The 26,801-nt window shown below is 61.8% G+C and carries 24 protein-coding genes; 12 read left to right on the top strand and 12 right to left on the bottom strand.

From position 1 onward, the window contains the following. Nucleotide 1: 1 nt before the first annotated feature. The 3 genes from AC1RQ9_RS04710 to AC1RQ9_RS04700 form a co-directional block, all read right to left on the bottom strand. Nucleotides 2-1,075, bottom strand: a complete 1,074-nt coding sequence (locus AC1RQ9_RS04710; RefSeq protein ID WP_485985782.1) for a glycosyltransferase family 4 protein — start codon at nucleotides 1,073-1,075, stop codon at nucleotides 2-4. 52 nt (nucleotides 1,076-1,127) lie between these two features. Then, nucleotides 1,128-2,288 (bottom strand): hypothetical protein, encoded by a 1,161-nt coding sequence (locus AC1RQ9_RS04705; RefSeq protein ID WP_485985780.1) that lies wholly within the window; start codon nucleotides 2,286-2,288, stop codon nucleotides 1,128-1,130. A gap of 99 nt (nucleotides 2,289-2,387) precedes the next feature. After that, nucleotides 2,388-3,158, bottom strand: coding sequence for a helix-turn-helix transcriptional regulator (locus tag AC1RQ9_RS04700; RefSeq protein ID WP_193732236.1), 771 nt, complete (start codon nucleotides 3,156-3,158; stop codon nucleotides 2,388-2,390). A 56-nt stretch (nucleotides 3,159-3,214) separates the two neighbouring features. Between AC1RQ9_RS04700 and AC1RQ9_RS04695 the strand changes: the two genes are divergently transcribed. Both AC1RQ9_RS04695 and sodC read left to right on the top strand, forming a co-directional pair. Continuing rightward, nucleotides 3,215-4,528, top strand: a complete 1,314-nt coding sequence (locus AC1RQ9_RS04695; protein WP_485985778.1) for a DmpA family aminopeptidase — start codon at nucleotides 3,215-3,217, stop codon at nucleotides 4,526-4,528. Between the two features lie 305 nt (nucleotides 4,529-4,833). Continuing rightward, entirely contained in the window at nucleotides 4,834-5,361 is a 528-nt protein-coding gene (gene sodC / locus AC1RQ9_RS04690; RefSeq protein WP_193732237.1) for a superoxide dismutase[Cu-Zn], read from the top strand. 159 nt (nucleotides 5,362-5,520) lie between these two features. Here the strand turns inward: sodC and AC1RQ9_RS04685 are convergent, their stop codons facing one another. Beyond that, nucleotides 5,521-7,788 carry a TonB-dependent receptor gene (locus AC1RQ9_RS04685; protein WP_485985777.1) on the bottom strand — a complete coding sequence of 756 codons (2,268 nt, stop codon included), beginning with the start codon at nucleotides 7,786-7,788 and terminating at the stop codon, nucleotides 5,521-5,523. Nucleotides 7,789-8,944: 1,156 nt separating this feature from the next. Further along, entirely contained in the window at nucleotides 8,945-10,546 is a 1,602-nt protein-coding gene (guaA, locus tag AC1RQ9_RS04680; RefSeq protein ID WP_193732249.1) for a glutamine-hydrolyzing GMP synthase, read from the bottom strand. A 168-nt stretch (nucleotides 10,547-10,714) separates the two neighbouring features. Here guaA and AC1RQ9_RS04675 point away from each other — a divergent pair, with 168 nt between their 5' ends. The 3 genes from AC1RQ9_RS04675 to AC1RQ9_RS04665 all read left to right on the top strand — a co-directional run bounded on the left by AC1RQ9_RS04675 (nucleotide 10,715) and on the right by AC1RQ9_RS04665 (nucleotide 12,051). Next, a complete protein-coding gene (locus AC1RQ9_RS04675; RefSeq protein WP_485985776.1) occupies nucleotides 10,715-11,104 on the top strand; it encodes a hypothetical protein in 390 nt (129 codons plus the stop codon). A gap of 96 nt (nucleotides 11,105-11,200) precedes the next feature. Continuing rightward, nucleotides 11,201-11,707, top strand: coding sequence for an NUDIX hydrolase (locus AC1RQ9_RS04670; RefSeq protein ID WP_485985774.1), 507 nt, complete (start codon nucleotides 11,201-11,203; stop codon nucleotides 11,705-11,707). Then, on the top strand, nucleotides 11,704-12,051 hold the full coding sequence (locus AC1RQ9_RS04665; protein ID WP_485985772.1) for a response regulator: 348 nt from the start codon (nucleotides 11,704-11,706) through the stop codon (nucleotides 12,049-12,051). The genes AC1RQ9_RS04670 and AC1RQ9_RS04665 overlap by 4 nt, the downstream gene beginning before the upstream one ends. Before the next feature lie 108 nt (nucleotides 12,052-12,159). Here AC1RQ9_RS04665 and AC1RQ9_RS04660 read toward each other — a convergent pair whose 3' ends face one another. Together AC1RQ9_RS04660 and AC1RQ9_RS04655 are read right to left on the bottom strand one after the other, a co-directional pair. Continuing rightward, a complete protein-coding gene (locus tag AC1RQ9_RS04660; protein ID WP_485985771.1) occupies nucleotides 12,160-13,611 on the bottom strand; it encodes an ArnT family glycosyltransferase in 1,452 nt (483 codons plus the stop codon). Beyond that, nucleotides 13,611-14,081 carry an Lrp/AsnC family transcriptional regulator gene (locus AC1RQ9_RS04655; RefSeq protein WP_010509316.1) on the bottom strand — a complete coding sequence of 157 codons (471 nt, stop codon included), beginning with the start codon at nucleotides 14,079-14,081 and terminating at the stop codon, nucleotides 13,611-13,613. Before AC1RQ9_RS04655 ends, AC1RQ9_RS04660 begins: the two co-directional genes overlap by 1 nt. Nucleotides 14,082-14,222: 141 nt before the next feature. Between AC1RQ9_RS04655 and trxB the strand changes: the two genes are divergently transcribed. Together trxB and AC1RQ9_RS04645 are read left to right on the top strand one after the other, a co-directional pair. After that, nucleotides 14,223-15,179: a thioredoxin-disulfide reductase gene (gene trxB, locus AC1RQ9_RS04650; RefSeq protein WP_193732250.1), complete on the top strand. Its 957-nt coding sequence runs from the start codon at nucleotides 14,223-14,225 to the stop codon at nucleotides 15,177-15,179. A gap of 106 nt (nucleotides 15,180-15,285) precedes the next feature. Next, the gene (locus AC1RQ9_RS04645) at nucleotides 15,286-16,170 is read left to right on the top strand and encodes a LysR family transcriptional regulator (protein ID WP_025438836.1); all 885 of its coding nucleotides are present in this window, start codon (nucleotides 15,286-15,288) and stop codon (nucleotides 16,168-16,170) included. Between the two features lie 271 nt (nucleotides 16,171-16,441). On the opposite strand, the gene AC1RQ9_RS04640 is transcribed toward AC1RQ9_RS04645, so the two are convergent. The 4 genes from AC1RQ9_RS04640 to AC1RQ9_RS04625 all read right to left on the bottom strand — a co-directional run bounded on the left by AC1RQ9_RS04640 (nucleotide 16,442) and on the right by AC1RQ9_RS04625 (nucleotide 18,875). Next, nucleotides 16,442-16,738 carry an integration host factor subunit beta gene (locus tag AC1RQ9_RS04640; protein WP_193732251.1) on the bottom strand — a complete coding sequence of 99 codons (297 nt, stop codon included), beginning with the start codon at nucleotides 16,736-16,738 and terminating at the stop codon, nucleotides 16,442-16,444. Between the two features lie 26 nt (nucleotides 16,739-16,764). Then, entirely contained in the window at nucleotides 16,765-17,691 is a 927-nt protein-coding gene (gene sppA, locus AC1RQ9_RS04635; protein WP_485985769.1) for a signal peptide peptidase SppA, read from the bottom strand. Between the two features lie 62 nt (nucleotides 17,692-17,753). Further along, nucleotides 17,754-18,236, bottom strand: a complete 483-nt coding sequence (locus AC1RQ9_RS04630) for a Ros/MucR family transcriptional regulator (protein ID WP_485985768.1) — start codon at nucleotides 18,234-18,236, stop codon at nucleotides 17,754-17,756. A gap of 234 nt (nucleotides 18,237-18,470) precedes the next feature. Then, nucleotides 18,471-18,875 carry an ArsR/SmtB family transcription factor gene (locus tag AC1RQ9_RS04625; protein WP_485985767.1) on the bottom strand — a complete coding sequence of 135 codons (405 nt, stop codon included), beginning with the start codon at nucleotides 18,873-18,875 and terminating at the stop codon, nucleotides 18,471-18,473. Nucleotides 18,876-19,074: 199 nt separating this feature from the next. On the opposite strand from AC1RQ9_RS04625, the gene AC1RQ9_RS04620 reads away from it, so the two are divergent. The 4 genes from AC1RQ9_RS04620 (at nucleotide 19,075) to guaD (ending at nucleotide 24,879) form a co-directional block, all read left to right on the top strand. Continuing rightward, nucleotides 19,075-19,866 carry a sulfite exporter TauE/SafE family protein gene (locus tag AC1RQ9_RS04620; RefSeq protein ID WP_485985766.1) on the top strand — a complete coding sequence of 264 codons (792 nt, stop codon included), beginning with the start codon at nucleotides 19,075-19,077 and terminating at the stop codon, nucleotides 19,864-19,866. A gap of 44 nt (nucleotides 19,867-19,910) precedes the next feature. After that, nucleotides 19,911-21,128, top strand: a complete 1,218-nt coding sequence (locus AC1RQ9_RS04615; protein ID WP_485985765.1) for a UdgX family uracil-DNA binding protein — start codon at nucleotides 19,911-19,913, stop codon at nucleotides 21,126-21,128. Nucleotides 21,129-21,270: 142 nt separating this feature from the next. After that, the gene (locus AC1RQ9_RS04610) at nucleotides 21,271-23,475 is read left to right on the top strand and encodes an FUSC family protein (RefSeq protein ID WP_193732257.1); all 2,205 of its coding nucleotides are present in this window, start codon (nucleotides 21,271-21,273) and stop codon (nucleotides 23,473-23,475) included. Between the two features lie 45 nt (nucleotides 23,476-23,520). Beyond that, a complete protein-coding gene (gene guaD / locus AC1RQ9_RS04605; protein ID WP_485985763.1) occupies nucleotides 23,521-24,879 on the top strand; it encodes a guanine deaminase in 1,359 nt (452 codons plus the stop codon). Between the two features lie 19 nt (nucleotides 24,880-24,898). Here guaD and AC1RQ9_RS04600 read toward each other — a convergent pair whose 3' ends face one another. Then, the gene (locus AC1RQ9_RS04600) at nucleotides 24,899-25,132 is read right to left on the bottom strand and encodes a hypothetical protein (protein WP_485985762.1); all 234 of its coding nucleotides are present in this window, start codon (nucleotides 25,130-25,132) and stop codon (nucleotides 24,899-24,901) included. Nucleotides 25,133-25,257: 125 nt separating this feature from the next. On the opposite strand from AC1RQ9_RS04600, the gene AC1RQ9_RS04595 reads away from it, so the two are divergent. Continuing rightward, the gene (locus tag AC1RQ9_RS04595; protein ID WP_485985759.1) at nucleotides 25,258-26,382 is read left to right on the top strand and encodes a tyrosine-type recombinase/integrase; all 1,125 of its coding nucleotides are present in this window, start codon (nucleotides 25,258-25,260) and stop codon (nucleotides 26,380-26,382) included. Nucleotides 26,383-26,801 lie beyond the last annotated feature (419 nt).

Below are 26,801 nucleotides of genomic sequence, written 5' to 3'. Positions count from 1 at the left end.
CTTACCCCGCCATGCGCTGCAGGATCGCGGTGCCGGCGCGGCTGAAGGCCTGTGCGTTGAAACTGCGCATGATCCATTCACGCGCGGCCTGTCCCATGACGGCCATCTGACCCGGCTGGCGCAGGGTGGCTTCCAGCCTGCGGGCCAGCGCGCCGGGCTGCCGGGGCGGCAGTTTCCATCCCGTCACCCCGTCCACGATGGACCGGCCCATTTCCCCCACATCGCTGCCCAGTACCGGCAGGCCCATGTTCATGGCTTCGTGGGCGGCAATGCAGAACCCTTCGTAAAATGATGGCTGCACATACAGGTGGCATTGCCGCAGGAAGGCTGCCGCATCCTCGACATAGCCCGCGAAATGCACGTTATCCAGCCCGTGGCGCAGGCAGAAGGCGCGCAGGCGGTCGTGTTCCGCCCCCTCCCCGCCAATGGTGACGCGGTACGGCGGCAGCCCCGGCACGTCACGCAACTGGACCAGCGCGCGACACAGCACATCGTACCCCTTGCTGGCATGCAGCCGCCCAAGCGAGCCGATCCGCACTTCCTCCCCCGGTCGCCACGCCGGCGCAGGCGTCACATCGGGCCAGGCGCGGAAGATGGGCCAGCACATGACGCGGCTGCCCGGCAGGGCCAGCCTTTTGCGGGTCAGGGCGGTGACATAGGCGGAATCCCCCACCCAGATCCGGCTGCGTTCCTTCATCATCTGCAACAACGCAAGGTTGGCGGGCAGGAGGAAGGCATTATGCTGCCAGCTGACCACGGGAATACGCCGCCATGCCCCCACCATCTGCCCCAGCAGGGTCGCCCGTGTAAGCGATGTCCAGATATGGGTGGGCCGGACATGGCGCACCCATGCATCCAGATCGGCCAGGTGCCGGGGTATCGAGGCATCATCCGCGCCCAGCACCACGGGTTCCAGCCCCGCGCGGCGCAGGTGGGGCATGGCCCGCCCGTTGCGCCGCGACAGGGCTGCTACATGCACATCATGCCCGCACTGACGGAAAACACTGGCAATAGCCGGTATGGGCAGGGCCGCGCCGCCGCCTTCAAATGTATTGATGATATAGGCAATGCGCATGGCCTCCCTCATCCATTCCATGGATCCGCGGCGGACCATAGCACCACGCGCATCAGGGGTTCCGGGCTTTATCCTGTAACAAAAAGTAAACAATTTCCCGTGCCGCGCGGTGGGCGGCGGTTTCGCCCGTAACCGTATGGAATGTTTCGCTGAATGCGGCCTGCTGGCGCGGGGCGAATTCGCGCTGGCGCGCATTCGCCACCGCCAGGGCATGGGGCAGTTCGCTGACGCTGTCGATCACCTGCCCCAGGTTCCAGTGCGCGTAGCTGGGATTGCCCTGCCAGCGCGCGCCGTGGGAATTGAGGAAGATGCACGGCCGGGGGCGCGCGATCCATTCATAGACCTGGCTGCTGGCATCACCCAGATAGATGTCGGCAGCCAGGACATAGGTCATGTCCACCGAATTCTGGCTGCCGGTGTCAATGCGGATATGCGACAGGTTGCGCAGGCGTTCGGGGATCAGCCGGCGCAGGCGCACGCGGCGGTGTTCGACCGATGTATGCAGCCTGCGGCGGAACAGCATGACATGCGGGGCGAAGATCAGGTTGTAGTCGTCCTGCCGCGCGAACCATTCCAGCACGTCCATGCCCATGTCCCACCATGATGACAGGACCGGGTCGAAATGCGGATTGTACAGGACCGTGGGCCGGTCGTTGTCAAACAGGCGCGGGTGGCGCGCCATGTCCACGGTGTCGAATTTGGGATAACCGACAATGGCGTTGTGGCCGGGGCGGATCAGCTGCCGGTCCAGCATGCGGTCGCGCGTCTTGGTTCCGGGCAGCAGCACAAGATCGAAAAACCGGGTTACGTCGCGAAACCCGATGGAGCGGTCCCCCGCCCCATGCGGGAAATAGATCAGCCGGATATCAAGGTTGAAATGGCTTTTCAGCAGGGCCGATGTGGTTTCGGGCACCACCAGCGCGTCAAACCCACGAAACAGGTCCACGTTTTCGCGCAGGTTGGCAATGCGGCGAAACGGCACCACCGCCTGCGCCACCAGGTTTATGGCCCGCGACACCCGCCCGATATCAATGCGGACAAAGCGCACGCGGTCCACGCAGGGTGCTATGGTCCTGCGCACATGTGCTTCCTGCGCGGGGGTGGAGGTCACGACCGTCACGTCCTGCCCCAGCGCCACCAGTTCACAGATGATCGGCGCGGTGTGCGAGACCTGATGGATGCAGTCGTGGTTGAACAGGAAACCGATCTTCATGGGCCGCAATGTCATGATAGGGATGGTGTGGCATACAGCGCGCAGTCAGGGATGGGAACCCTCTGGCTGCATGTCCCGGCCATTGCCACATGCGGGCGGTCAGCGCGCCATGCGCCCCGACAACAGCGCAAAGACCTCCGCCTGCGTGGAAACGCCCAGCTTTTCATAGATGTTGCGACGGTGGACCTTGATCGTATGCGGCGAGATCCGCATCGACTGCGCGATGGACTTGGTCGAATGCCCCGCCTGCATCAGCACCATCACATCCATTTCACGCGCGGTCAGGCGGGGACAGCCAAGGCGTTCCAGCACGGCCTGCAGGTCCTCGCCGGCATTGCCTGCCTGCGCGCCCCCCGTTCCCAGCCGGACCGCCAGCACCATAAGCGGCAGCACCCACGCGGCATAAAGCTGCAGCACCCCCATATCCGCTGCCGAAAACACCCCGCGTGAGCCAAGGGACAGCGAAATGACCCGCCCGCCCCCGATCGGGGCCAGGAACTGCACTTCGTCATGATCGACCATATGGCGGTAATAGGTCTGGTAATACTCGGTCTGGCGGAACAGTTCGGGAGCGATATCATCTATATGGTACAGCCCCGCTTCGGGACCGGACAGGGCAAAGCGGCAGAACGGGTCCAGCAGGTGAAGCCGCGCCAGATAGTCATGCAGCAGCGCATCGGCCGCCGCATCATCCGGGCAGTCGGCCAGCACGACCGGCCTGTGCCCGGGCTGGAAAATCATCGCGACCCATGTATCGAACGCCACCTGCCGATGCAGGAAGGTGGTCAGCCGCCGCCAGAAATCCGCATTCCCCACATCCCCGACCAGCTTGCCCAGGGCCGCGTGGAACGCCAGGTCGCTTACCTCCATCCCATACTTCCAAAGCAGTACATGCGCATCCCCCTTCCGCTTGATACCCGGCCGCCATGGCGGATGCTACCAAAGGCTTTCGTTACGGGCCAGCACCATACGGCCCCGGCCCGCCGCAACATGCCGCCACCATGCACAACAGCCACAAGGAATGCGTAATGACGGATATCTCGCGCCGCGCCATCATGACCGGAGGCCTTGGCCTGCTGGGGGCCACCGCCCTGACCACCCGCGCCCTGTCCCCCACCGCCGCGCATGCCGCATCGCCCCCGCAGGCTGCGCGCCCGCGTGCCCGCGCGCTGGGCCTGCCCATGCAGGGGCAGACCGGCCCGGACAATGCCATTACCGATGTCGCGGGCGTGCCGGTCGGGCATACCACCCTTATATCCGGGCATGGGGACCATGCGGTGCGCAGCGGGGTCACGGCCATCCTGCCGCGTGCGCCGGGCGCGCTCATGCAGCCGTGCTGGGCCGGGACGTTTTCCATGAACGGGAACGGGGAAATGACCGGCACCCACTGGATCGAGGAAGCGGGCTGGTTCATGGGGCCGATCGCCATTACCAACACCTGTTCCATCGGCACCGCGCACCAGGCCGTGGCCCGGTGGATGGTGCGCAGTTTTCCCGACCGCATGGGCGAGGACATCTGGCCCCTGCCGGTCGTGGCCGAAACCTATGACGGATGGCTGAACGATATTGGCGGGTTTCACGTCACCGAACGCCACGTTCTGGACGCCATCCGCAACGCCCGCACCGGCCCGGTGGCCGAAGGCAACGTGGGCGGCGGCACCGGCATGATCACGTATGAATTCAAGGGCGGCATCGGCACGTCATCGCGCCGGGTGGAAACCAGCGCGGGCCAGTACACCGTGGGCGTGCTGGTGCAGGCCAATAACGGCATCCGCCCGTGGCTGAAGGTCTGCGGCACGCCGGTGGGACTGGTGATGAAGGAAGACGAGGTCTGGACGAAGGAAAAAGGCTCCATCATCATCATTGTCGCGACCGACGCCCCGCTCATGCCCACGCAGTTGCGCCGCATGGCCAAGCGCGCGGGTATTGGCATGGGGCGCCTGGGCACGCCGTCGGGCAATGATTCGGGTGACCTGTACCTGGCCTTCACCACCGCCAATGATCCGGGTGAATACCCGGTAAAGGACCGCGTGCATATCGACGCCCTGAATGATGATGACATGGACGCCATGTTCATGGGGGTTGTGCAGGCGGTGGAGGAATCCGCCATCAACGCCCTGCTGGGCGCGCGCACCATGACCGGTCGCCGCAACCGGACGGTCCATGCCATAGACCCCGAGCGCCTGCGTGACCTGGTGCTGAAGGCGAACGAACCCTTTGCCCATGCCGATCGGGGATAAGGCGGCGTATTCCGAAGCGTTCTGAAAACAGCGCCACCGGAGACATCCTCATGGTTTCCCCGACGCCATGCGGTATTCAGCACAAAGTGAATTCCGTCGCCCGTCACGTCCCCTACCGTGTTCCCGCACGGGTTCGGGCATCGTGCGCGGCGGCGGGGGAACGCGGGACAGGTTCCGGGTTATTGCGAACAGGTCTTAATTCCGGCACGCTGCCGTAGACAGGGATGCATCATGCCGGTGCAGGGAATATCTGCCGGCATGGTCATGCTGCCCCTTCGCACGAACGGGAATAAGGATAAACGACCATGTTCACACCACGCCTGAAACTGCTGGCCGTCCTTGCCGGACTGGCCACCCTGCCCACCATGGCCCATGCCGCGGGTACGGCGTCGGGTACGCTGATCGGCAATGATGGCACCGACCACGGCACCGTGCAGGTCACGGATGCCCCCCGTGGCGTACTGCTGCGCATTACGGCCAAGGGGCTGATCCCAGGCTGGCACGGGATCCATTTCCATGAAAAGGGCGATTGCGGGCCGCCGAAGTTTACCTCCGCCGGGGCGCATGTCCATGCGGCGACACCCGTTGTACATGGCCTGCTGAATGCGAACGCCAATGACGCGGGCGACCTGCCCAACCTGTTTGTCAGTCAGGACGGGACGGCAACGGTGGAGATGTATTCCACGCTGGTTTCCCTCAACGGCGCGGATGGCCGCCCTGCCCTGCTGGATGCGGACGGATCGGCGCTGGTGATCCACGCCAACCCCGATGATTACCGCACCCAGCCCATTGGCGGCGCGGGGGATCGCGTCGCCTGCGGGGTCATTCATTAATTCCACATACGGTTTCCGGCCACGATCAAGGTTGCGGCCGGAAACCACAATTCAAAATAAAGAAGTTTCTGGTGAAGCTTTTTTCAAAAATCTTCAAAGAACACCGCCTTTTTGAAAAAAGGCGGCGCCCAAAAACTTTTATTACTTCTGTGCATTTTTTTACAGGTCGGCACTGATCGAGAACTTGAAGGTCTCCGGGTCCCCCATGACAAGATCGCTCTGGTAAACCGAAGCCCAGTAGCGCTGGTTGCCAATGTTATCGACCTCGAAGCGCGCGGTCAGCGGTTTCTTTGCCGCAAGGAAAGTATAGCGCGCACCAAGGTCAAAACGTGACCATGCGGGCAGATGCGTCGAATTGGTACTGTTGAACTGCTGTTTGCCCGTGCTGATGACACGGCCCACCAGTGTCAGCCCCTTCACGAACGGCACGTCGTATTCAAGGTTGCCGTTGATGGTATAGTTCGGCACGCCAATCACGGTCTTGCCGTCATACGCGCCGCCCGCCGTATTCATCTGCTTTGCATCAATCAACGTCAGGCCACCGTTGAAGCGCAGCCCGCGCAGGATTTCCCCATTAAAGGTCAGTTCCATGCCCCGGTTACGCTGCCGGCCATTCTGTGTGTACAGCATCTGCCCGGTATTGCCGTAGGCTTCGGTCATGCCCTGCGGCATGGCGGTCTGGAAAAATGCGACACCTGCGGCAAAGCGGCCCACGTCATACTTGGCGCCAACTTCGTACTGGGTACTCTGGTACGGGGCAAAGACCTGCCCGGCATTGACGTAGGTGGCCCCCACCGTCTGCCCCGCCGACAGCCCCTGGATACGGTTGAAATACAGGGCCGCATGTTTGACCGGATGGATGACAAGGCCAATGACAGGCGAGAACGCCGCCGCATCGTAATGCGTATCCAGCTTGCCACTGCCATACAGGAAGGAATCCGACAGGATATCCTGGTACCGGAAGCCCCCCGTCAGCGCGATGCGGTCGTGCCAGAACGTCATGGTATCGGACAGGAACAGGCTGTACAGCTTGTTCCACGCCACCCGGCCGGGATTGTTCAGGCTGCCGCCGCTATAGGTTTCCTGCGGGGTAAACTGCGTGGGATGATAGATGTTGCCCGCGGCAGAGGTCAGGCTCATGGAATAGGCGGCATCTGATTCCTCCCATATCGCCGACCCACCCGCGTTGATTTCATGCCTGATCGGACCGGTGGTGACATGCGCACGGATACCGGCCTGCGTGGCCTCGTTCATGACGTTGTACGCATCCGCCATGGCGCCCACGGTGCCCGCCCCGGTGCGGGAATTGGTCAGCGTGGTGGTGGCGTAATTGCCCATTTCATTGCCGCCCTGCGCGCCAAATTTGCCATACGCCGTAATGTGGCTGCCAAAATCATGTTCGATGTTCAGCGTGCCGAACAGATAGCTCAGGTCGGTATAAGCCCAGCGCTGCCCCCAGTTTTCCGACGGCGCGGTGGCCTTGGGCGCAGGCATGCTATCCGCCAGGCTGGAGACGATGATCGCGCTGCGCCCGCCATAAACCTGCTGTTTCTGGTAATTCATGTTCATGTCGATGCGCGTATCGTCATTGTGCCAGTCAAAGGCCGCGCCCAGGGCCACATCGTCACGCCGTTCGCCCTTGATCGCCGTTTCCCCATCCATACCGGCGGCATTGAAGCGGAAGCCGAAGGCATGGTCGCGACCAAAGCGGCGGCTGATATCAAACGCGCCACCGCCCTGCCCGCCGCTGGTGTAATCGCCGGTAATGCGCGTGATGTCCGTCGCGGCCGCGCGTTTGGGGATCAGGTTGACATTGCCGCCAATGGCCGAGCCACCGGGGGCCGCGCCATTAAGGAACGCGCTGGCGCCATTGAGCACCTGCACCGAATCATAAAGCTGGGGCGAGACAAGCTGCCGTGGGGTAACGCCATACAGGCCATCAATCGCCACGTCATCGCCATACAGCGTGAAGCCGCGGATCTGGAACAGCTGCGCGTAATTGCCATACCCCATTGTCGTGCGCACGGTGGGATCGTTCAGCAGCACGTCGCCCAGTGTCTGTGACTGCTGGTTTAGGATCAGGCTGGAATTGTAGCTGCGGATGTTGAAGGGCACGTCCAGCCCCTTCTTCTTGCCCAATGCGCCCAGATCACCACCGCTGCTGACATACATGCGGTTCCTGCGCGCGGCGGTGACGACCATGTCCTCGTGTCGGGGCGCGGGGCTGTCCGGTGTGGCATCCGCCTGTGCCACCGCACTGTCCGCCGGGGTCCGGTCCGGCTGTGCGCGGGGTGTGGAGGCGGGCCTGGCCTTCTGTGGCACGGCACTGTCCACGCCAGTTGCGGCGCGGACCGCCACCGGAGCGCCCAAACCCACCAGCAGGCTGGCGGCGCAGATGGTGCTCAGGCAAAGCGTACGAAGACTCATTGATCAAAGCTCACACTGTGACGGTTCCCGGCAGCTTATTTAGCAATTGAGAGTGAATTGCAATATCAAATATGCACCTTTCCCAACCCATCCCGGACGGGCGTGCATGTGCTGGCATATCCTGCCCTGCCCCGGCCACACCGCGCCCGTGGCATGGCCTTACTGGAAATATATCCGGAAAACCGCGCGCCCGGCCCCGGCCATTGTCAACGGGCGGCACGGGACGATCCGGGAAATATTGCCCCCCCATGCAGGCCCGGCAACGGACACAAGCAATCTTTTGTAAATCTTCCACACACATTGATACTTCAGCCGGTTGTCCCATATCGGGGACATGACGGTGCCTGTATCGAATATCCTGCAGGCCCCTGCGTCATGGGGCAAAGCCCGGCCTGCCCTGCCAGCAGCAGGAAACAGGGAAAGGGATGCGCGTTATTTAATCTGGACCTGACAGATAACAGCCCGCGGTTGCGCGACGCGCCTGTCGTTCGGTTCGACATTCCCGATGCATTGCCAATACCAGCAGCATGACATGGACCGGCATGGTCATGCCGACCCCAAGGCTATCGGCACAACAGGAATGATGCCGGAATGTATGAAAATTCAGGACAGTATTTTCATTTCCAGTTTGCCACACAGTATTTCCCCATACCCGGTCTTTCTTAAACTTCGGGGCATGTCACCAGTTGGTCCCGATGACTGTCGATTGTATTCATCGCCCTTACGGCAGATTTCATTGTCCCATGCATTCCACTGTGCTGGGAAACGTCCGGTCGCATCAATGCCATCCTTCCATTTAGCAAACGGCCATGCGGTTGCCCCCTGAACGACACGACATGTTCTGGCCAGTGCCTATCTTTCGATTGATGCAGGCCGCCGTCAGTGGAATGGGGAAATGTGGGCATGCCCTGTATGCTGATCTAAAAACGGATATTCAGCACCATTATTTGGCATCAAATAAAACAGAAATACAAAATAGGAAATGCATTGCCAGAACAGAAGATCAGAATGCGTTACTGGTTCCGATATGGCATTCCATATCCACCCACAAAAAATCCCTCAGGACGCATGCCCAAACGGACATGAATCCTGAAGGATAATAAAAACAGAATGTATTTATAATATAGACGCTTTATTTATTGGAAATAATACTCACTCATTCCCACTCAATCGTTCCCGGCGGCTTGGACGTAATGTCATAGGTCACGCGGTTGACGCCACGCACTTCATTGACGATCCGCCCAGCCACGCGGTTGAGGAAGGACATGTCAAAGGGATAGATATCCGCCGTCATGCCGTCGGTGCTGGTCACCGCGCGCAGGGCGCAGGCGTAATCATATGTGCGGCCATCGCCCATGACCCCCACGGTGCGGACCGGCAGCAGCACGGCAAAGGCCTGCCAGATGGCGTCATACAGGCCAGCGGCACGGATTTCCTCAAGGAAGATCGAATCAACCCGCCGCAGCAGGTCCAGCTTTTCGCGTGTGATGGCGCCGGGGATACGGATGGCAAGCCCCGGCCCGGGGAACGGATGGCGGCCGACGATCGCTTCGGGAATATCCATCTCCCGGCCCAGTTCGCGCACCTCGTCCTTGAACAGTTCACGCAGCGGCTCGACCAGCTTCATCTTCATCCGTTCCGGCAGGCCGCCCACATTGTGGTGCGACTTGATGGTGACGGACGGGCCACCGGTGAAGCTGACACTTTCGATCACGTCGGGGTACAGCGTGCCCTGCGCCAGGAATTCGGCGCCACCCAGCTTGGCGGCTTCTTCCTCGAACACTTCAATAAACAGGCGGCCAATGGTCTTGCGCTTGATTTCGGGGTCGCTCACCCCTTCCAGCGCGTTCAGGAACAGGTCGGACGCGTCACGGTGGATCAGGTGAATGTTGAAGCGGTCACGGAAGGTGCGGATCACTTCATCCGCCTCACCCGCGCGCAGGATGCCGGGATCAACGAAAATGCAGGTCAGCTGGTCGCCAATGGCCTGATGGATCAGCACGGCGGCGACCGAGGAATCCACCCCGCCCGACAGGCCGCAGATCACGCGTCCCTTGCCCACCTGCTGGCGGATGCGGGCGATTTCCATTTCACGGAAGCCCGCCATGGTCCACGTGCCCCGGCAGCCCGCGACATCATGGGTGAAATTGCGCAGCAGGGCCGCGCCATGCGGGGTATGCACCACTTCGGGGTGGAACTGCACGCCATACAGGCGGCGGCCTTCGTCGGCGATGATCGCGAACGGCGCGCCCTCGCTCACGGCCACGGCCTGGAAACCGGGCGGCAGCTTTGTCACGCGGTCGCCGTGGCTCATCCACACCTGTTCACGCCCGCCGCGCGCCCATGTGCCACGGAACAGGGCACAGTCCTTTATGATATCGATATGCGCGCGGCCGAATTCACGGTGTTCGGATGTCTCCACCGTGCCACCCAGCTGGCGGCACATGGCCTGCTGGCCGTAGCATATGCCCAGCACCGGCACATTCAGGGCGAACACCACCTCGGGGATGGTCGGCGCGTCCCTGTCCAGCACGCTGGCGGGGCTGCCGGACAGGATGATGCCCTTGGGCGCAAAGGCGCGAATCCGCTCGGCCGTGCTGGAATACGGCCAGATTTCGCAATACACCCCGCTTTCACGCACGCGCCGGGCAATCAGCTGGGTGACCTGGCTGCCGAAATCCAGGATCAGGATACGATCCTCATGCAGGGATTCATCAAGTCCTTCGACAGGGGCGGCGGTCTTCGCGGTATCGTTCATCATGTATCTTTCGGTCGCGGCATTATCGATAAACTAGGCTTCCAGCATGAGCCGGGAACATATTGCAAGGGTGGGATAGTCTTTCCCGCGCAGATAGCACAATATACGCATTCAGGCAGGCCCTGTCTTTCCTGTCGGTTCCGACAAACCGGATCATATGGTTGTTTCATGACTGCACGTTCATTCCTGCTGGCCGCCGCCTGCGTGGCCTGCCTTCCCCTTGCCGCTTCCCCCGCGCGCGCCGATGCCAAGAATGACCCGCAGGGGTTATGGACGGGGCAACTGGTGCGTGATCAGGGCAACTGCACCACCGAAACCGGCAATACCTCGACCTTCCAGATCGGCACGAAACGCATGACGTTCACCCCCGCCGATGGCTCCATCGCGCTGACGGGCGTGCCGCAGAAAAATGCCGACCTGTACCATACCGAAACCGTGGTCAGGCAGGCATCGGGTGCGGCCTTTCCCATGGTGTTCGAAGCCCGCCCCGAAGGCGACACGATGGTCGGCACCTATGGCACCCCGCGCTGCCGGGCGCATATCGTGCTGAAACGCTAGCGTTTTTCCTGCCTGCCGGGTCGTGTTCACGCAATCGGGAACAAAGTGGTCCGATACAGGCATGGATGCCGGGCCTCGATCCGATATATTCCCTATATGGCTGATAACATGACACTAGCCGGGGCTGTCCTGTCCATTGTGGTCCGTAACGGGCGCATGCTGCTGGTCTGCAGGCGCAACCCGCCAGATCAGGGGCTGTGGGGTTTTCCCGGCGGCCGCATCGAATATGGCGAAAGCTATCTGGACGCCGCAGCGCGCGAACTGCGGGAGGAAACCGGCTTCATCACCCATGCCGAAGGCACGCTGACGGCCTTTGACCTGATCGACCGTGACAGCGCGGGCCGGATCCGCTTCCACTACCTGATCGTGGCCGTGCAATGCCATGACAATGGCTGGACCGACATCGCGGCGGGTGATGATGCGTGTGACGTGGGGTGGTTTGACCTGGCGCAGGTGCGCGCCAGTCCCGCCGCCTTCAGCCCCGGCCTGCTGGAACTGGGTACGCTGGCCCTGTCCCCGCGTGGCATCGCCCCATGGCCGGTAGCCGCACAGATACGCACCCCCGTCCCCCATTCCACCCGGACCGAGAGCATTCCGTCATGACCCAGATTTCTGCCCTGATTGTCGAGGATGAGGCGACGATAGCGGAACTGGTCGCCACCATGCTGGAGGCAAACGGCATCCATGTCACCATAAGCCCCGACGTGGCGGACGCCATGCAGCGGATCGGGACAACGCGCTTTACGCTGGCGCTGGTGGACCTGACGCTACCCGATGGCGACCCCGATGCCCTGATCGCCACGGCACAGGCCCAGGGCTGCCATGTGATCGTGATGAGCGGCGACCCCGACCGTCTGGCCGGTTACGCGCCGCTGCCGCTGCTGGAAAAACCCTTCCGCATGAAGGCATTGCTGGAACAGGTGCGTCAGGTTGCCCCGGCGACCTGATCCTGAACGCTTCAGAAGCAAGGGTTTTTGGTTCAGCTTTTTTCAAAAAGCTTCAGGCAACGCCGCCTTTTTGAAAAAAGGCGGCACCCGGCAACTTTTAATGCTGTGCTACGGCGTGGGTAGCCTGACGATGGTGCTGCGCTGTGCAGGCGACAGATCCGGACGCAGGCTGACACGATACAGGGCGACACGTTCCGCCACCCTTTTGCGTCGTCCGCGCGTCAGGGTGGCAACCGGCTGGACCGACGTGAAATCATCCCGGTCAAAATCACGGCGGGGATTACAGACCATGATCCCCTCCCCCGCCACGTCATGCGGCAGGTTGAACAGCGCCCAGCGCGGTTCCATCCCCACCACGACCCGGCCGGGCATGACCGTGGCCAGTTCCGCCGCCGTGCCGTAATCACACGCGGCAATGAAATCGCCCGGTCTCGCATGGTCCGCAATCCGGGTGGCCAGATCGCGCCAGCCCGCCATCTGCCGCAACGCCACATCCGTATGGGCCGACAGCGGCAGCGGGGCAAACAGCGCCTGCATGTAAACCAGCGCGCCAAACATGACACCGCCCCCAACCGCCCAGCGCCCCCACCGCCACGCCACCATGGCCGCACCCGCCGCCAGCATGGGATAGATCACCACCGGCCAGTTCGCCTGCACCCGGTCGCCCATGGCATGCTGCATGAATACGCAGGCCGGCAGCAACGTCATGCACGCCAGGAGCGCAGCCCCCGCATCCCGCCGCGCATGGCGCAGCACGACAACCTGCCCCCATATAAAAAAGGCCGCGATGCCCGGCGTCATCAATCCCGACTGTCCCGCCGCCAGTTCGGTCAGGAACTGAACGGCCCGCCCGGGATGCCAGTCCGCTGTCCGCCCACCCTGCCGGACAAAACTGGCCCAGCCATGCCGTGCGTTCCACCACACCACGGGGGCCACGCACAAAGCCGCCGCTACCGCGCCACCCATGACGCCCGGTACCTGTCGCAGTCCCCATGCGCGGTGACGCAGCCCCCGGACCACCAGCCACAGCCCGATGCCGCCAACCGGCAGGATGGCGGTATATTTACTGTCGCACGCAAGGCCCGCGGCCAGACCCGCCACCAGCCACCAGCCCGTCCCCGCCCCGGCGTTGACGCGCCCCATGGCCCATAACAGCATGGACACGAAAAACATCACCGGCATGTCCGGTGTTATGACAACCGACTGAATTGCCAGCGCCAGCGTCGCCTGCAACATAACGCAGGCCCGCACGGCCCCCGCCCGCCCTGCATCGGGCAGCAGGTCACGCACGGCACGGAACACGAAAAAGGACAGCCCCGCCCCCGCCAGCACCCCCACCAGCCGGACACCAGACGCCGTGTCACCGCCCAGCAGCATGCCCAGCCGTATCCACACCGCCACCATGGGCGGGTGGTCAAGGTAGCCCGCGGCGGGTGCGAACGCCCACAGCCGGTAATACGCTTCATCAGGGGAAAGTGGCAGGACGCCCGCCACAACCAGCCGCACAGCGGCCAGCAGCAAAAGCAGGTACAGCCACCAGCGCGGGCTGTACCGCATCATTACACAGGCACGCCGGGCCGGTTCAGACTGGTGCGGATGGTCTGCAGTGTCTGCACGCGCACCACATGCGGGGCTTCGGTCAACTGCCGGGTCAGCAGGTTTTCATGCGTCGCGTCGCGCGCCACCAGCCGGACCAGGAAATCCCCCCCGCCCCGGATCATGTGGCATTCGCGTACTTCCGGCCAGCCGGATACCTGGTTTTCAAAAGCCGACAGGACCGCTTCCTTCTGGCTGTCCAGCCCGATCAGCGCGAACAGCGTGATCGACCATCCCAGCCGCGCGCCATCCGTATCGGCATGATAGCCACGGATCACGTGGTCTTCCTCCAGCCGGCGCATGCGGCGCAGGCAGGGCGGCGCGGAAATGCCCACGCGCCGCGCCAGTTCCACGTTCGTCATGCGTCCGTCCAGCTGAAGCTCGGCCACAATCCGACGGTCAATCGCATCCAGATCAGCCATCCGTTCCGCCATGCCTGTTCCATCTTTCGCAAAGGGGGCGGCTGTCGCGCCCATATGCCGTAATAATGACGCCCTTCCTACTCCAACCCTTGCACGGACGCCAGTGGACGACCATACCAAAGGAAATTATGACGATAGGGTTTTTCTGATCTCATGCCCCAGACGTGTTCTACCGACCTGCTTGTCATTGGTGCGGGTCCCGCCGGTTACACCGCCGCCATCTATGCCGCGCGCGCGAATCTCTCCCCCGTCCTGGTCGCGGGGCTGCAGCCCGGCGGGCAGCTGATGATCACCACGGATGTCGAGAATTATCCCGGCTTCGCCAAGGGCGTGCAGGGACCGGACCTGATGATGCAGATGGCCGAACAGGCCGGCAATGTCGGCACGCGGCTTATGGATGACATCATCGTTTCATGCGATTTCACCCGTGCGGACGGCACCGGGCGGTTCTACGCCACCGGCGATTCCGGTACCGTATATGAAGCGCGCAGCGTCATCATCGCCACCGGCGCGCAGGCCAAATGGCTGGGTGTGCCGGGGGAAAAGGAATTCCAGGGTTCCGGTGTGTCGGCCTGCGCCACGTGCGACGGCTTTTTCTATCGCGGCAAGCGCGTGGCCGTTGTGGGCGGCGGCAATACGGCAGTGGAAGAAGCACTGTACCTGACCCACCACGCCAGCCACGTGACCCTGATCCACCGCCGCGACAGCCTGCGCGCGGAAAAGATCCTGCAGGACCGTTTGCACGCCAACCCCAAGATCTCGGTCATATGGAACAGCGCGGTCGAACGCATTACCGGCAGCGGCACGCCCCCCGTGGTCACGGGGGCGGACCTGCGCAACACCGTGACCGGCGCGATTCAACATATCGATGTGGATGGGGTGTTCGTTGCCATCGGCCACGCCCCCAACACCACAATTTTCCGTGATGTGGTGGCGATCGATACAGACGGTTACATCATCACCACGCCGGGCAGCACCCGCACCTCCGTTCCCGGCGTTTTTGCCGCAGGTGACGTGCAGGACAAGATATTCCGCCAGGCGGTGACAGCGGCTGGCACCGGGTGCATGGCGGCACTGGAGGCCGAGCGTTTTCTTGCGGCAGCGCAGTAATGAAACATGAAGAGTCCTTGACCTGCCTCCGTATTTCCTTCACCACAACGCTTAGTGTCATAACACTTGGCGCGCCCTTTATTAGATAGCAAAGCGGAGTCAACGCGTGGACTGGGATAAACTCCGGATATTTCATGCTGTAGCCGAAGCAGGGTCCTTCACCCATGCCGGCGACGTGCTTAACCTGAGCCAGTCTGCGGTATCGCGGCAGATTTCAGCCCTGGAAGAGGCGCTGCAGGTCCCCCTTTTCCACCGGCATGCCCGGGGGCTGATCCTGACCGAACAGGGTGAGACACTGAACCAGACGGTCCGGGAAGTCTTCTCCAAGCTGGCCATGACGCAGTCCCTGCTGACGGAAAGCAAGGAAAAGGCGGCGGGACGGCTACGGGTCACCACGACAACCGGCTTTGGCACCTGCTGGCTTACGCCGCGGCTGCACCGGTTCATGGAAACCAATCCTGACATTTCGATCACCCTGATCCTGGAAGATAACGACCTGGATCTGGGCATGCGCGAAGCGGATGTCGCGGTGCGCATGCACCCGCCCCGCCAGCCGGACCTGATCCAGCGGCACCTGGCGGATTTCCCGCTGCCGATCTATGCCTCGCAGTCGTACCTGAATGATTACGGCACGCCGCGCACGCTGGAGGAACTGAACGCCCACAAGCTGGTGCTGTTCGGTGGCTATCATCCGCCCGTGCCGCACATCAACTGGCTGGCTGAAACCGGCGTCCCGTCGGATGAACGCCGTCAGGCACGGCTGGAGGTCAACAGCTTGGCCGCCATGGCGGGCGCAATCGCGGCCGGTATCGGAATCGGGTCGATCCCGCTTTACGCGGCATCGCAGTATCCCAATCTGGTCAAGATCCTGCCGGAAGTGCCGCTACCCACGGTCGATGCCTATTTCGTATATCCCGAGGAACTGCGCACATCCAAGCGCGTGGCGGTATTCCGTGACTTCCTGCTGGCGGAAATCAACGCCCGCCACTGATCCCGGCAGCCATGCCAGCCATATGATAAAGAAACACCGCGCCGGGTCCAACCCGGCGCGGTGTTTTTGTCTGAGACTGTCTGGAAAGCCAGCCCGGAAGACGCCGGGCAATCAGATAAGAAAGTTTTTTGGTGAGGCTTTTTTCAAAAAGTCCCAGGGAACGCCGCCTTTTTGAAAAAAGGCGGGATCCAGACGCTTTTATCTTTTTTTTCTCAATAAATGATTTTCAATCAATCATCGATAGCAGGCGAATCAGGAAAGGGATGGATTGTCAGTCGGTTGTCTGATGCGACTGATTGACGCGTTCGCGCAGTTCCTTCCCCGCCTTGAAAAACGGCACCACCTTTTCCTCCACCGACACGGTTTCACCCGTGCGGGGGTTGCGGCCGGTGCGGGCGTCACGTTTCTTGACCGTGAACGCCCCGAAACCGCGCAGTTCCACCCTGTCCCCCCGCATCAGTGCATTACTGACTTCCGTAAAGATGACCTGAACAATACGTTCCACTTCCCGTATGGGCAGATGTGGACGCGCAGCGGCGAGTTCGGCAATCAATTCCGATCTGGTCATCCTGTTCCCCTAATTTAAACAACAGATTAAAGTTTCCAGATCGCAACGGCCCCGTCAAGCGCGGTACTTTCCTTCAACAGAAATTCTGCACCCGGCACCCCCGACAGGACACCCGAAAACCACCGCCGCCAGTTGACCCGCGTGGCCGTGGGGCCGATATCGGTCACCCGCACATCATCGGGCAGATGTGTGTTGTCGATCAACCATTTACGTGCATCCGCCATGGACCCGACCTGATCCACCAGCCCCAGCGGGACCGCCTGCTGCCCGGTATAGGGGCGACCATCGGCCAGCTGTTTTACACGTTCGACTGGCATATGCCGGTCCTGCGCCACGACATTGACGAAAAAACCATACAGGTCGGTAATCACGCCCTGCAGCATTTCGCGCCCCTCGGGAGAAAGTGGCTGCACCATGGAAGGCTGCCCCTTCATCGGGCCGGACACCAGCTGGTCCACATGCACCCCCACCCGGTCCAGCAGGCCCGATACATCGGGCGATTCCAGAATGACCCCGATCGAGCCGGTCAGGGTGGAGCGGTTGGCAAAAATGCGCGAAGCGGGCACCGACACCATATACCCTGCCGATGCCGCAACCCCACCCATGGACACCACCACCGGCTTGCGCCGGGCAAAGGCGGCCACGGCGTCATGCAGCACCTCGCCCCCCGTTACCGCGCCGCCGGGGCTGTTGACCTCCAGCACCAGGCCACGGACCGATGCATCATCGGCGGCTTTGCGCAGGGCTTCGACATTTTCGTGTTCGTCCGAAGGGATGATCCCCTCCAGCTTCAGATGAACCAGGTGCGGCGCATGGCCCACAAACCCGCCCCCGGCGCGCCATGTGGCCACGATGCAGGCAAGCACAAAAAAAGCCACAGCCCCGCCCCGCCAGACCAGAAGCCGGCGACGAAGGGATGTGGCATGCAGCAGCATATCAGGGTCAGTATCCATGATGGAGCCATATCATGGATACCCCCCATACCGAAGGCAGGACTATGAAAGCCGTATCAGCATTATGCCTTGCGTCGGCGGCGGGTGGGCCTGGTCGGCTCATCATGATCGGCGGCAGCAGCGGCAGCAGCGGCGGCGGACGCTGCGGTAATCTTGCGGCCAAGACCGATTTCACGTGCGAGGCTGGACCGGCGTTCGGCATAATTGGGGGCGACCATGGGGTATTCGGCCGGCAGGCCCCAGCGTTCACGGTACTGCTCCGGCGTCATGCCATAGGCGCTGTGCAGATGGCGCTTGAGCATCTTGAGCTTCTTGCCGTCTTCCAGGCAGACGATGTAATCCGGAAAGACCGACCGCTTGATCGGCACGGCAGGCTGCGGCTTTTCAGGTTCGTTGACCGGGCGCCCCGCTACGGACAGCGCCTGATAGACATTGCGTATCAGGTCGGGAAGCACATCGGCCGCGACACTATTGTTTGAAACATGCGCCGACACAATCTGTGTCGTCAGTTCCAGACATGAAAAATCCTGCTCTGTATCAGACATAATATATTCCGTGCCTCTGTATTCAGCCATGTCGTCGCGATTTCCACACGAACCTTACATTTCAGGGACATATACTGCCCCTACAATAAATACAATACTGCTGGTCGGCCACTGGAGCGTATTATCTATCAGAATTTTTTGTTTCTATTATATAGAATGCCCCGTCCTAAATAACGTATCCATGATGTGAACACCCGATTTGTGTAAACTCATCTCATATTGTATCATTATTTTTCATGCATCAACGTGGATACGGGCGAAACAGGCCGCAGTTCCGTCATGTGCCATCTGTGCGGGTGGGTTTTTCCTGCGCAATACACCGCTCAACTGCTCCATATCGAATTCCGGGTCGCAGGCCGCGCAGATCAGGCGGATGCGCGTTTCCTCCATATTATCCTTAATGCTGTAAATGACCTGTCGGGCCTCCTTGCGTGTTATAACGATTTCCGCCCGCCGGAGTTCCGCCAGCTGCTGACTTAACGTAGGCTGACCGATACCGGTTTCAGCTTCGATCTGGCCCACGCTCTTTTCACCTGCCAGCAGGCATGCCAGCACCATCAGCCGCTGCGGCTGGGCCAGCAGACGCAAGCGTTGCACAAGGTTTTCTGCAATTTCTCGTGTTCTGGGCAGATTGCTCATGTCACGGATCCCCTCGACCAGTTAGGCAAACCCCTACGTACCATAATCCCGCCCGGCGGAACACAGGACAGGACTTGATAAAATACATACATAATATATTAAACAGATAAACCATTTATGCACCCCTCTTTTACGGGAGCCCACATGACCGACCGCGCCGCATACGCATCCATGGCCACCCGGCCCGGCCTGCGCTGTCATGCCTGACGTGTTGCATGCCCTGCTGGGGCTGTGCAGCGGCGGGATCATCGGCTTCACGCTGGGGCTGGTTGGCGGCGGCGGGTCGATCCTTGCGGTGCCGCTGCTGCTTTATGTAGTGGGCATTGCCGACCCGCACCGGGCCATCGGCACCAGCGCGCTGGCCGTGACCATCAATGCGCTATGCAGCCTGGCCAGCCATGCGCGGGCGGGCAATGTCATATGGAAATGCGCCGCACTGTTCGCCAGTGCCGGCATATCCGGCGCGCTGGCGGGGGCGGCGTGCGGCAAGGTCGTCAACGGACAGCACCTTCTGTTCCTGTTCGCCCTTGTCATGGTCGCGGTTGGCGCGCTGATGGCGCGCGGGTGCCACCAGACCGCGGCACAGGCACAGCCCGCCGCCATGCGCACGGCCCCGCTGCCCATCGTGGCGTACGGGGTCGCGACGGGGTTCTGTTCCGGGTTCTTTGGCATTGGCGGCGGGTTCCTGATCGTGCCGGCCCTGCTGGCGGCGACCGGCATGCCCATGCTCAACGCCATTGCCACGTCACTGGTGGCGGTCTGCGCCTTCGGGCTGACAACATCCATCAGTTACGCGGCGGCGGGCATGGTTGACCTGCCCATGGTGGGCATACTGGTCGCGGGGGGCGTTGCGGGCAGCGCGGGCGGCACCGCGCTGGCGCGGCAACTGGGCCAGCACCCGCAACGGCTGCGCCGGATTTTTGCCTACCTTATTTTCATTGTGGCATTCTACATGATGTGGCGCAGCGCGCAGGCAATGGGCCTTGTCTGACACGGTGCGCGACCATCGCGCCGTCATGACCCGAAAGCCGCCCCATGCCCCAGACCACCATAACCCTTGGCCACCCGATCGACTTTGCCCGCTGGCGCAGCGCGACGCGCGCCCTGGTGGGCCAGCACGTCCCGCCCGGGGACATTACGTGGCATGTCGCGCCATCCGGCCCGCCCGACACGCCCGAACCCGCATCCCCGCCCTTCCGCATCCCGCGTGAGACCATGCAACTGGCGGCGGATGTGCTGCAGTCCATGCTGCCTGACCGTTTCACCCTCGCCTACCACCTGATCTACGCGCATGCGACCGGGACCGCGATCCCGCCGCCAGAACTTGCGCGGATGGAAGACGTGGCACAGGCCGTGCGCGCGGAAACCGTGCACCTGCGCCACGACCTGTTCACCCTCATGCAGCGCGGTGACGGGCATGATGCGTGGAATGCCACGCTGGACGCCGCGACCTATGCCCCGGAATGCAATGCGCGGTTCATGACCTTCCAGCTGTCGCTTGCGCCATGGCGGCTGGCGCTGCCGGGGCGGCGGATGGAATGGACAGGCGAAAAACTGCTGTACGGGCAGGACGGCACCGCGCCCGCCCCCATTGCCTTTGGCAGCCTGCCGCCGCCCGCCATGCCGCTGGTAAACGGGCTGGACATTTCCCGCATCACCGCCCTGCCCGCCGTGGCGCTGGCGGCGCGGACCTGCCGCATCTGCGCCATGGCCCGCCACGCCACCCAGACCGTGTTTGGCGAGGGCCGCAGCGACGCGCGCATGATGTTTGTCGGTGAACAGCCGGGGGATAAGGAAGACCTTGCCGGCCGCCCCTTTGTCGGCCCGGCGGGCCAGTTGTTCGACCGTGCCCTGCTGGAGGCGGGAATCGCGCGTGACGACACGTATGTGACCAATACCGTCAAGCACTTCAAATTCCGCCCCCATGGCACGCGCCGCATCCATGAAAAGGCGGGGCCGGAGGAAATCGCCAGCTGCGCCCCATGGCTTGCGGCGGAACGGCGCATCATCCGCCCGCATGTACTGGTCATGCTGGGGGCCACGGCGGCGTCCGCCCTGCTGGGCCGTCCCGTCACCATCGGGCGTGAACGTTCACGCGCGATTACGCTGGCGGACGGCACGACCGGGGTGGTGACGGTGCATCCCTCCTTCCTGTTGCGCGTGCCCGATGAAGCGGCGCGCGTGCGCGAATATGACCGTTTTGTCGCGGACCTGAAGCTTGCGGCCAGCCTGCGCGCGCCCACAGCCCCCTGATCCGCCCACACGGCCCGCCACGAAATCCGCCGCAGGCCCGGCCACGAGGAAAGCCGATGCCAGATATGCACTCGCGACACCGTTACGCCATGCCAAGATGCGTTATGGATAAGGCGCCCCATGTCGCCGGAAGCCGCATATCGTGCCTGCAGACCTGAATCTTCTGCCCTCTTTTGTTACCCGTCTTTTCAGCGGAAAGCATTTTCCCACCATACGTGCCCCCGGCTATGCACGGATGAGTGGCCTGAAATGGCTGTATGCCCCCACGCCAGAGGCCCTGGCCTTTGCCGTGCGCACCACGTTCGCGGCGCTGATGGCGCTGACCATCGCCATGTGGATGGAACTGGACGACCCGCCATGGGCGGCCATGACGGTATGGATCGTAGCCCAGGGATCGCGTGGGGAAAGCCTGTCCAAGGCCCGGTGGCGACTGGTGGGCACGGCCATCGGGGCGGTCAGCGCCGTCATACTGGTCTGTTCGTTTCCACAGGCGCCGTGGCTGTTCTTCCCCGCCATCAGCATATGGATCGGCCTGTGCTGCATGTGCGCGACGCTGGTGCGCAACTTCCGGTCCTATGCGCTGGTGCTGTCGGGCTATACCTGCGCCATCATCGCGCTGGCCGCGACACGCGACCCCGACAACATCTTCATGATCACCATGTCCCGCACGTCCTATATCGTGCTGGGCATCACGTGCGAAACGCTGGTGGCGGTGCTGTTCGCGCACAACCTTGCCTCAAGCGCGCGGCGCAACATGCGCCAGAAGATCCAGATGGCGCTGGGCAGTTCGACCGATGCGGTGGCCAACCTGCTGGCGGGGGACGAAGCCGCCTTCATCCGTTCACGCGCGCTGTTCGGCACGATCCTGAGCATCAACGACCAGATCGAGTTCAGTGAAGTCGAGATGGGACCGCACGGGCATGAAGGCGACCATGCGCGCGCCGCCCTTGCCGCCGTGTCGGTCCTGCTGTCCCGTGGCCTGGGCATGATGGCGCGCATCAAGGCGCTGGGCACCACGAACGAACAGTTTACCGAAACATCGCTGCTGACGCGCACCTTCCTGCTGGGCGTGCCCGCGCGGCTGGAAAACGACGCCGAGATCCCGCATATCCAGCAGGACCTGCAGGACCTGCGTGGGGTGTGCCGCCAGCGTATCATCGACGCGCTGACCCATGAGATCAGCATGGCCCCCACCACGGAAACGGTGGAGGTGGACGACCTGCTGAACTGCCGCATCCTGCATAACGCGCTGGATGAACTGCTGGGGGAACTGGAGCAGGCCATTACGGAATTCGACGCCAGCCAGCACGAAATCCGTGGTGACCACTTCCATTTCCGGATCGAGGCGCACCGCGATTTCAAGGAAGCCGCCTATAACGGCATCCGCGCCGCCGTGGCCATTGGCGCGTCCGCCCTGATATGGGAAGTGACGGCATGGGCCAACGGCATCGGCTTCATCACCATGGTGGCGGTGACGTGCGGGCTGTTCGCCACGCGTGAAAATCCGGTGGTCGGCACCATGAACTTCCTGCGCGGGGCGTGCTGGGCGGTGTTTGTCTCGGGCTTCCTTGTGCTTCTGTTCCTGCCGCGGCCTGCGGAATTCGAAATGCTGGCCGCCGTCCTCGCCCTGCCCATGATCGCGGGCGGACTTGCCGCGCGCAACCCGGCCACGGCGGGGGCGGCCGCATCCTACTGCCTGTTCCTGCCCAACCTTGTGGGGCCGGGCAACCAGACGCGACTGAACGAAATCGCGTATTTCAATGCGTCCTTCGCACTGCTGTGCAGTATCGGCTTTGCGGTGCTGATCTTCCGCGCCGTGCTGCCGTTCGATAATGATGAAGAACGCTGGCGCATGCGCAACCGCACGCTGCATGACCTGCGGCACCTGGCATCGGCCCAGCCCATGCCGCGTACGCAGTCATGGATCGGGCGCAATACGGACCGTTTCTCCCGCCTGATCCGCCATGCGGGGCCGACGCCCACCCCCACCATCGAGGCATACCTGCAGGGCACGCTGTCGGCCATGACCATCGGGCTGAACATCATCCGCCTGCGCACGGTCATGGAACGCGGGCAGTTGCCGCCCGCCGCCAACCGCGCCATCGAACTGTTCCTCAGCCGCATGTCGCAGTTCAGTGGCCGGTACGGGCGTTTTGGCCGTACCGCGCGGGTGGCGCGCGGGGCCACGCGCAGCCTGCGGCGGCTGGAGGCGACGGAAACCAACATCACATCGCGTATCGAGATCACGCGCGCCATTGCCTACCTGCTGGTCATTTCCTATGAACTGGGCGCAAACGCAGCCTTCCTTGATGCTTCCCAGCCCTATCGCATGACCGACGGATCATGACGCGCCCCTGACACGGGAGCGGGCAAGGGAAGGATGGAGCCAATCATGACCCCTGCCCCTGCCCCCGCTTCCACCGCCAGCACCTGCGCCGCCCTGCGCGGACATATCGTGACCTTTCGCGGCAACCCGTTCCTCATGCCGCCACAGGACGCACTGGTGGATGAACCCGACGGGCTGGTCATCATCACCGATGGCCGCATTGCCCATGCCGGGGCGTATGGCGAAACCATCAGGCACCTGCCGCCGGGCATGGACGTGACCGATTACCGCGGGTGCCTGATTTCGGCGGGGTTTGTGGACACCCATGTCCATTACCCGCAACTGCCCATGATCGCGGCCTATGGCGAACAGCTTCTGGAATGGCTGGAACGCTATACCTTTCCCACCGAACGGCGCTTTGCTGACGAGGCATACGCCACCACCATCGCCCGGCAGTTTCTGCACGGACTGGTGCGCAACGGGACGACCACTGCGGCGGTGTACTGTACGGTCCACCCGCAGTCGGTTGATGCGTTCTTTGGGGAATCCACCCGCCTTGGCACGCTGATGGTGGCGGGCAAGGTGCTGATGGACCGCAACGCGCCCGATTACCTGCGCGATACGGCACAGCGGGGATATGATGAATCGCGCCGCCTGATCGACCGCTGGCATGGCAAAAACCGCCAGCATTATGCCGTCACCCCGCGTTTCGCCCCCACCAGCACGCCCGGACAGCTTGAACTGGCGGGCGCGCTGCTGAAGGGTGACGACACCCTGTTCATGCAGACCCACCTTGCGGAAAACCGGGCCGAGGTCGCATGGGTAACCGAACTGTTCCCCGACAGCCGCTCCTATCTGGATGTGTATGACCGCGCGGGGCTTGTCCGCCCGCGCAGCGTGATGGGACATGGCATTTACGTGGATGAACACGATCTGTGCCGCTGCCATGAAAGTGGCTGCGCGCTGGCGCACTGCCCCACGTCCAACCTGTTCCTGGGCAGCGGGGCGTTCCGGCTGTTTGACGTGATGGATGCAAAACGCCCGGTGCGCACGGGGCTGGGCACCGACGTGGGCGCGGGCACCAGCCTGTCGCACCTGCAATCCATGAACGAGGCCTACAAGATCGCGCAGATGACCGGGAAGCGGCTGCACCCGGTGCAGGCCTTCTGGCTGGCGACACGCGGCGGGGCAGAGGCGCTGCATCTGGACGACCGCATCGGCACCGTAGCACCGGGCATGGATGCCGATCTGTCCATCCTTGACCCGCGCGCAACACCGCTGCAGGCACTGCGCGCGCAGATGTGCGACAGTACGGCCGATATCCTGTTCACGCTGATGATGCTGGGCGATGACCGCAGCATCCGCGCGACATATGTGGCGGGCAGGATGGTGCATGAGCGTGGGAAGGAAGAAACCGCCATCTGAACGGCGCAGACCCCGGGTATCACGAAAGGATGCCCTTGACCTGTGCCGGAGCGCACCGGAACCTGTACCCATGCCGACGTGCATGCGGCGTGCCGTTGCGGGTCACGAACACCCCTGCCTGCCCTGCGGCATGGCGCATATGCACACGAAAAAACCCCACCGGTTCAGGCAGGGAAGCATTGTGGAACAGGTTTTCAAAGGGATTGAAGACCACACGCGATGCAGTGGCGGAGAGGGTGGGATTCGAACCCACGGTACGCTTGCACGCACAACGGTTTTCGAGACTTGTCGGTTTGGCAGTCTTCCGGGGGTCCATAAATTATTTCCCAATTCTGTTTCACGCGTGTAGCATCGGCCAAATGCTAGAAGGGAGTTCGCATGTCGGTCTACAAACGGAACGACTCACAACGTTGGTGTGTCCACATCAGGCGAAAGGGGTTCCCCAATGTTTATAAAGATTTCACTCTGAAGGGAGACGCTGACCTGTTCCACCGTCTGGCCATGTCTGAAATGGACAGATGCACTGCAACCGGGACACCGTTCTACCCGGAATTATTGCTGCCGCGTTTACGGGGTGCTGCCGCCATTCCGAAAGCGCCGCCCGTTGACCCCAATGTGCCGTCAATGGAATGGACGCTGCATCAGGCTATTAAAAAATACATGTATGAAGAACTGGACAAACTGAAAGGGGCCAAACAGGCGCTCCTACGGCTGAACATGTGGGACGCATCCGAATTCAGCAAAATGAAGCTGGCGGATATCACCCCGGAAATGGTCCACAAATGGAAAGTCAATCGCCGGAAGGTCGTTGATGGGGTGTCACTCCCTGTATCCCCGTCAACGCTCCGAAATGACCTGTATAGGCTGTCTGTGCTGTTTGAGACTGCCAGCAGGCCCATAACCAAGCATGGATGGGGTCTCAAGGGGTTGAAGAACCCTGTTAAGGACATATCCCTGCCTGCAACGAACCCCCCACGCCAGCGCCGTCTGTATGAAGGAGAACAGGAACGGCTGATGAAGGGGATCATGGCCGGAAACCATGCGGAAATGGTGTCAGCGTTCTTTGTCCTGGCACTTGCAACCGGAATGCGGAAATCCGAAATTCTTGGCCTGAATGAATCGGAAGTCATCCGCTCAACGCAGGGGATGGCCATCCGGAAACAGGATACGAAAAACGGATCACCCCGGATTATCTACCTGAACCAAGCAGCGGCAGACACGGTTTCACGACTGGTCATGAACGCCGGGAAATCCGGGAACCTGTTCACTATCCAATCCACAACCCTAGACGAAGCTTGGAAACGCGCTCGTGAACGGGCTGACTGTGTGGACCTGCACATTCACGATTTACGCCATGAAGCCCTGTCCCGGATGGCTGACGCGGGGTTCACTCCACAGGAAATCATGAGCATGTCCGGACACAAAACGAGTGAAATGCTGGATATATACGTGAATGTCACGGAAACCAACCTGCGGAACAAAATGGCCCGCATGGCTTCCTGAAACCCGTCAATCCAGTCCCGTGAACACGCACCCCGCCGGTCCGGTGGGGTGTTTTTGCGTTTCAGGCACCCAAAACGGCGCTATGGGGCTTTCTAGGGGTGTTTACATCTCCGCATTTAGGGGTGATGCGGAGAAAGAAGCATCATATCTCTTGACAAAAGTATAGATATATTCAGGCAAAACAAAAATGGGACAAACATTCCATATGGCCCCCCATTATCATGAATGTCCCATTTTGAACATGTATCACCATGACATTCACCGTGTATATACACTTTGAATGGTGAAAGTCTATCATTTTATCCTTCAAACTCATTTATTTAGTCTTCGATTCCGTAAAAGTTTTTAAGACATTTTTGGCGGTAAACTGCCGAAAACCGACATTTGTTGTATTATGCAAGAAAAGAAAAGTAATTTAT

The sequence above is a fragment of the Komagataeibacter ossonobensis genome, assembly GCF_057359305.1.
This window is presented reverse-complemented; position numbering and strand designations above follow the sequence as displayed.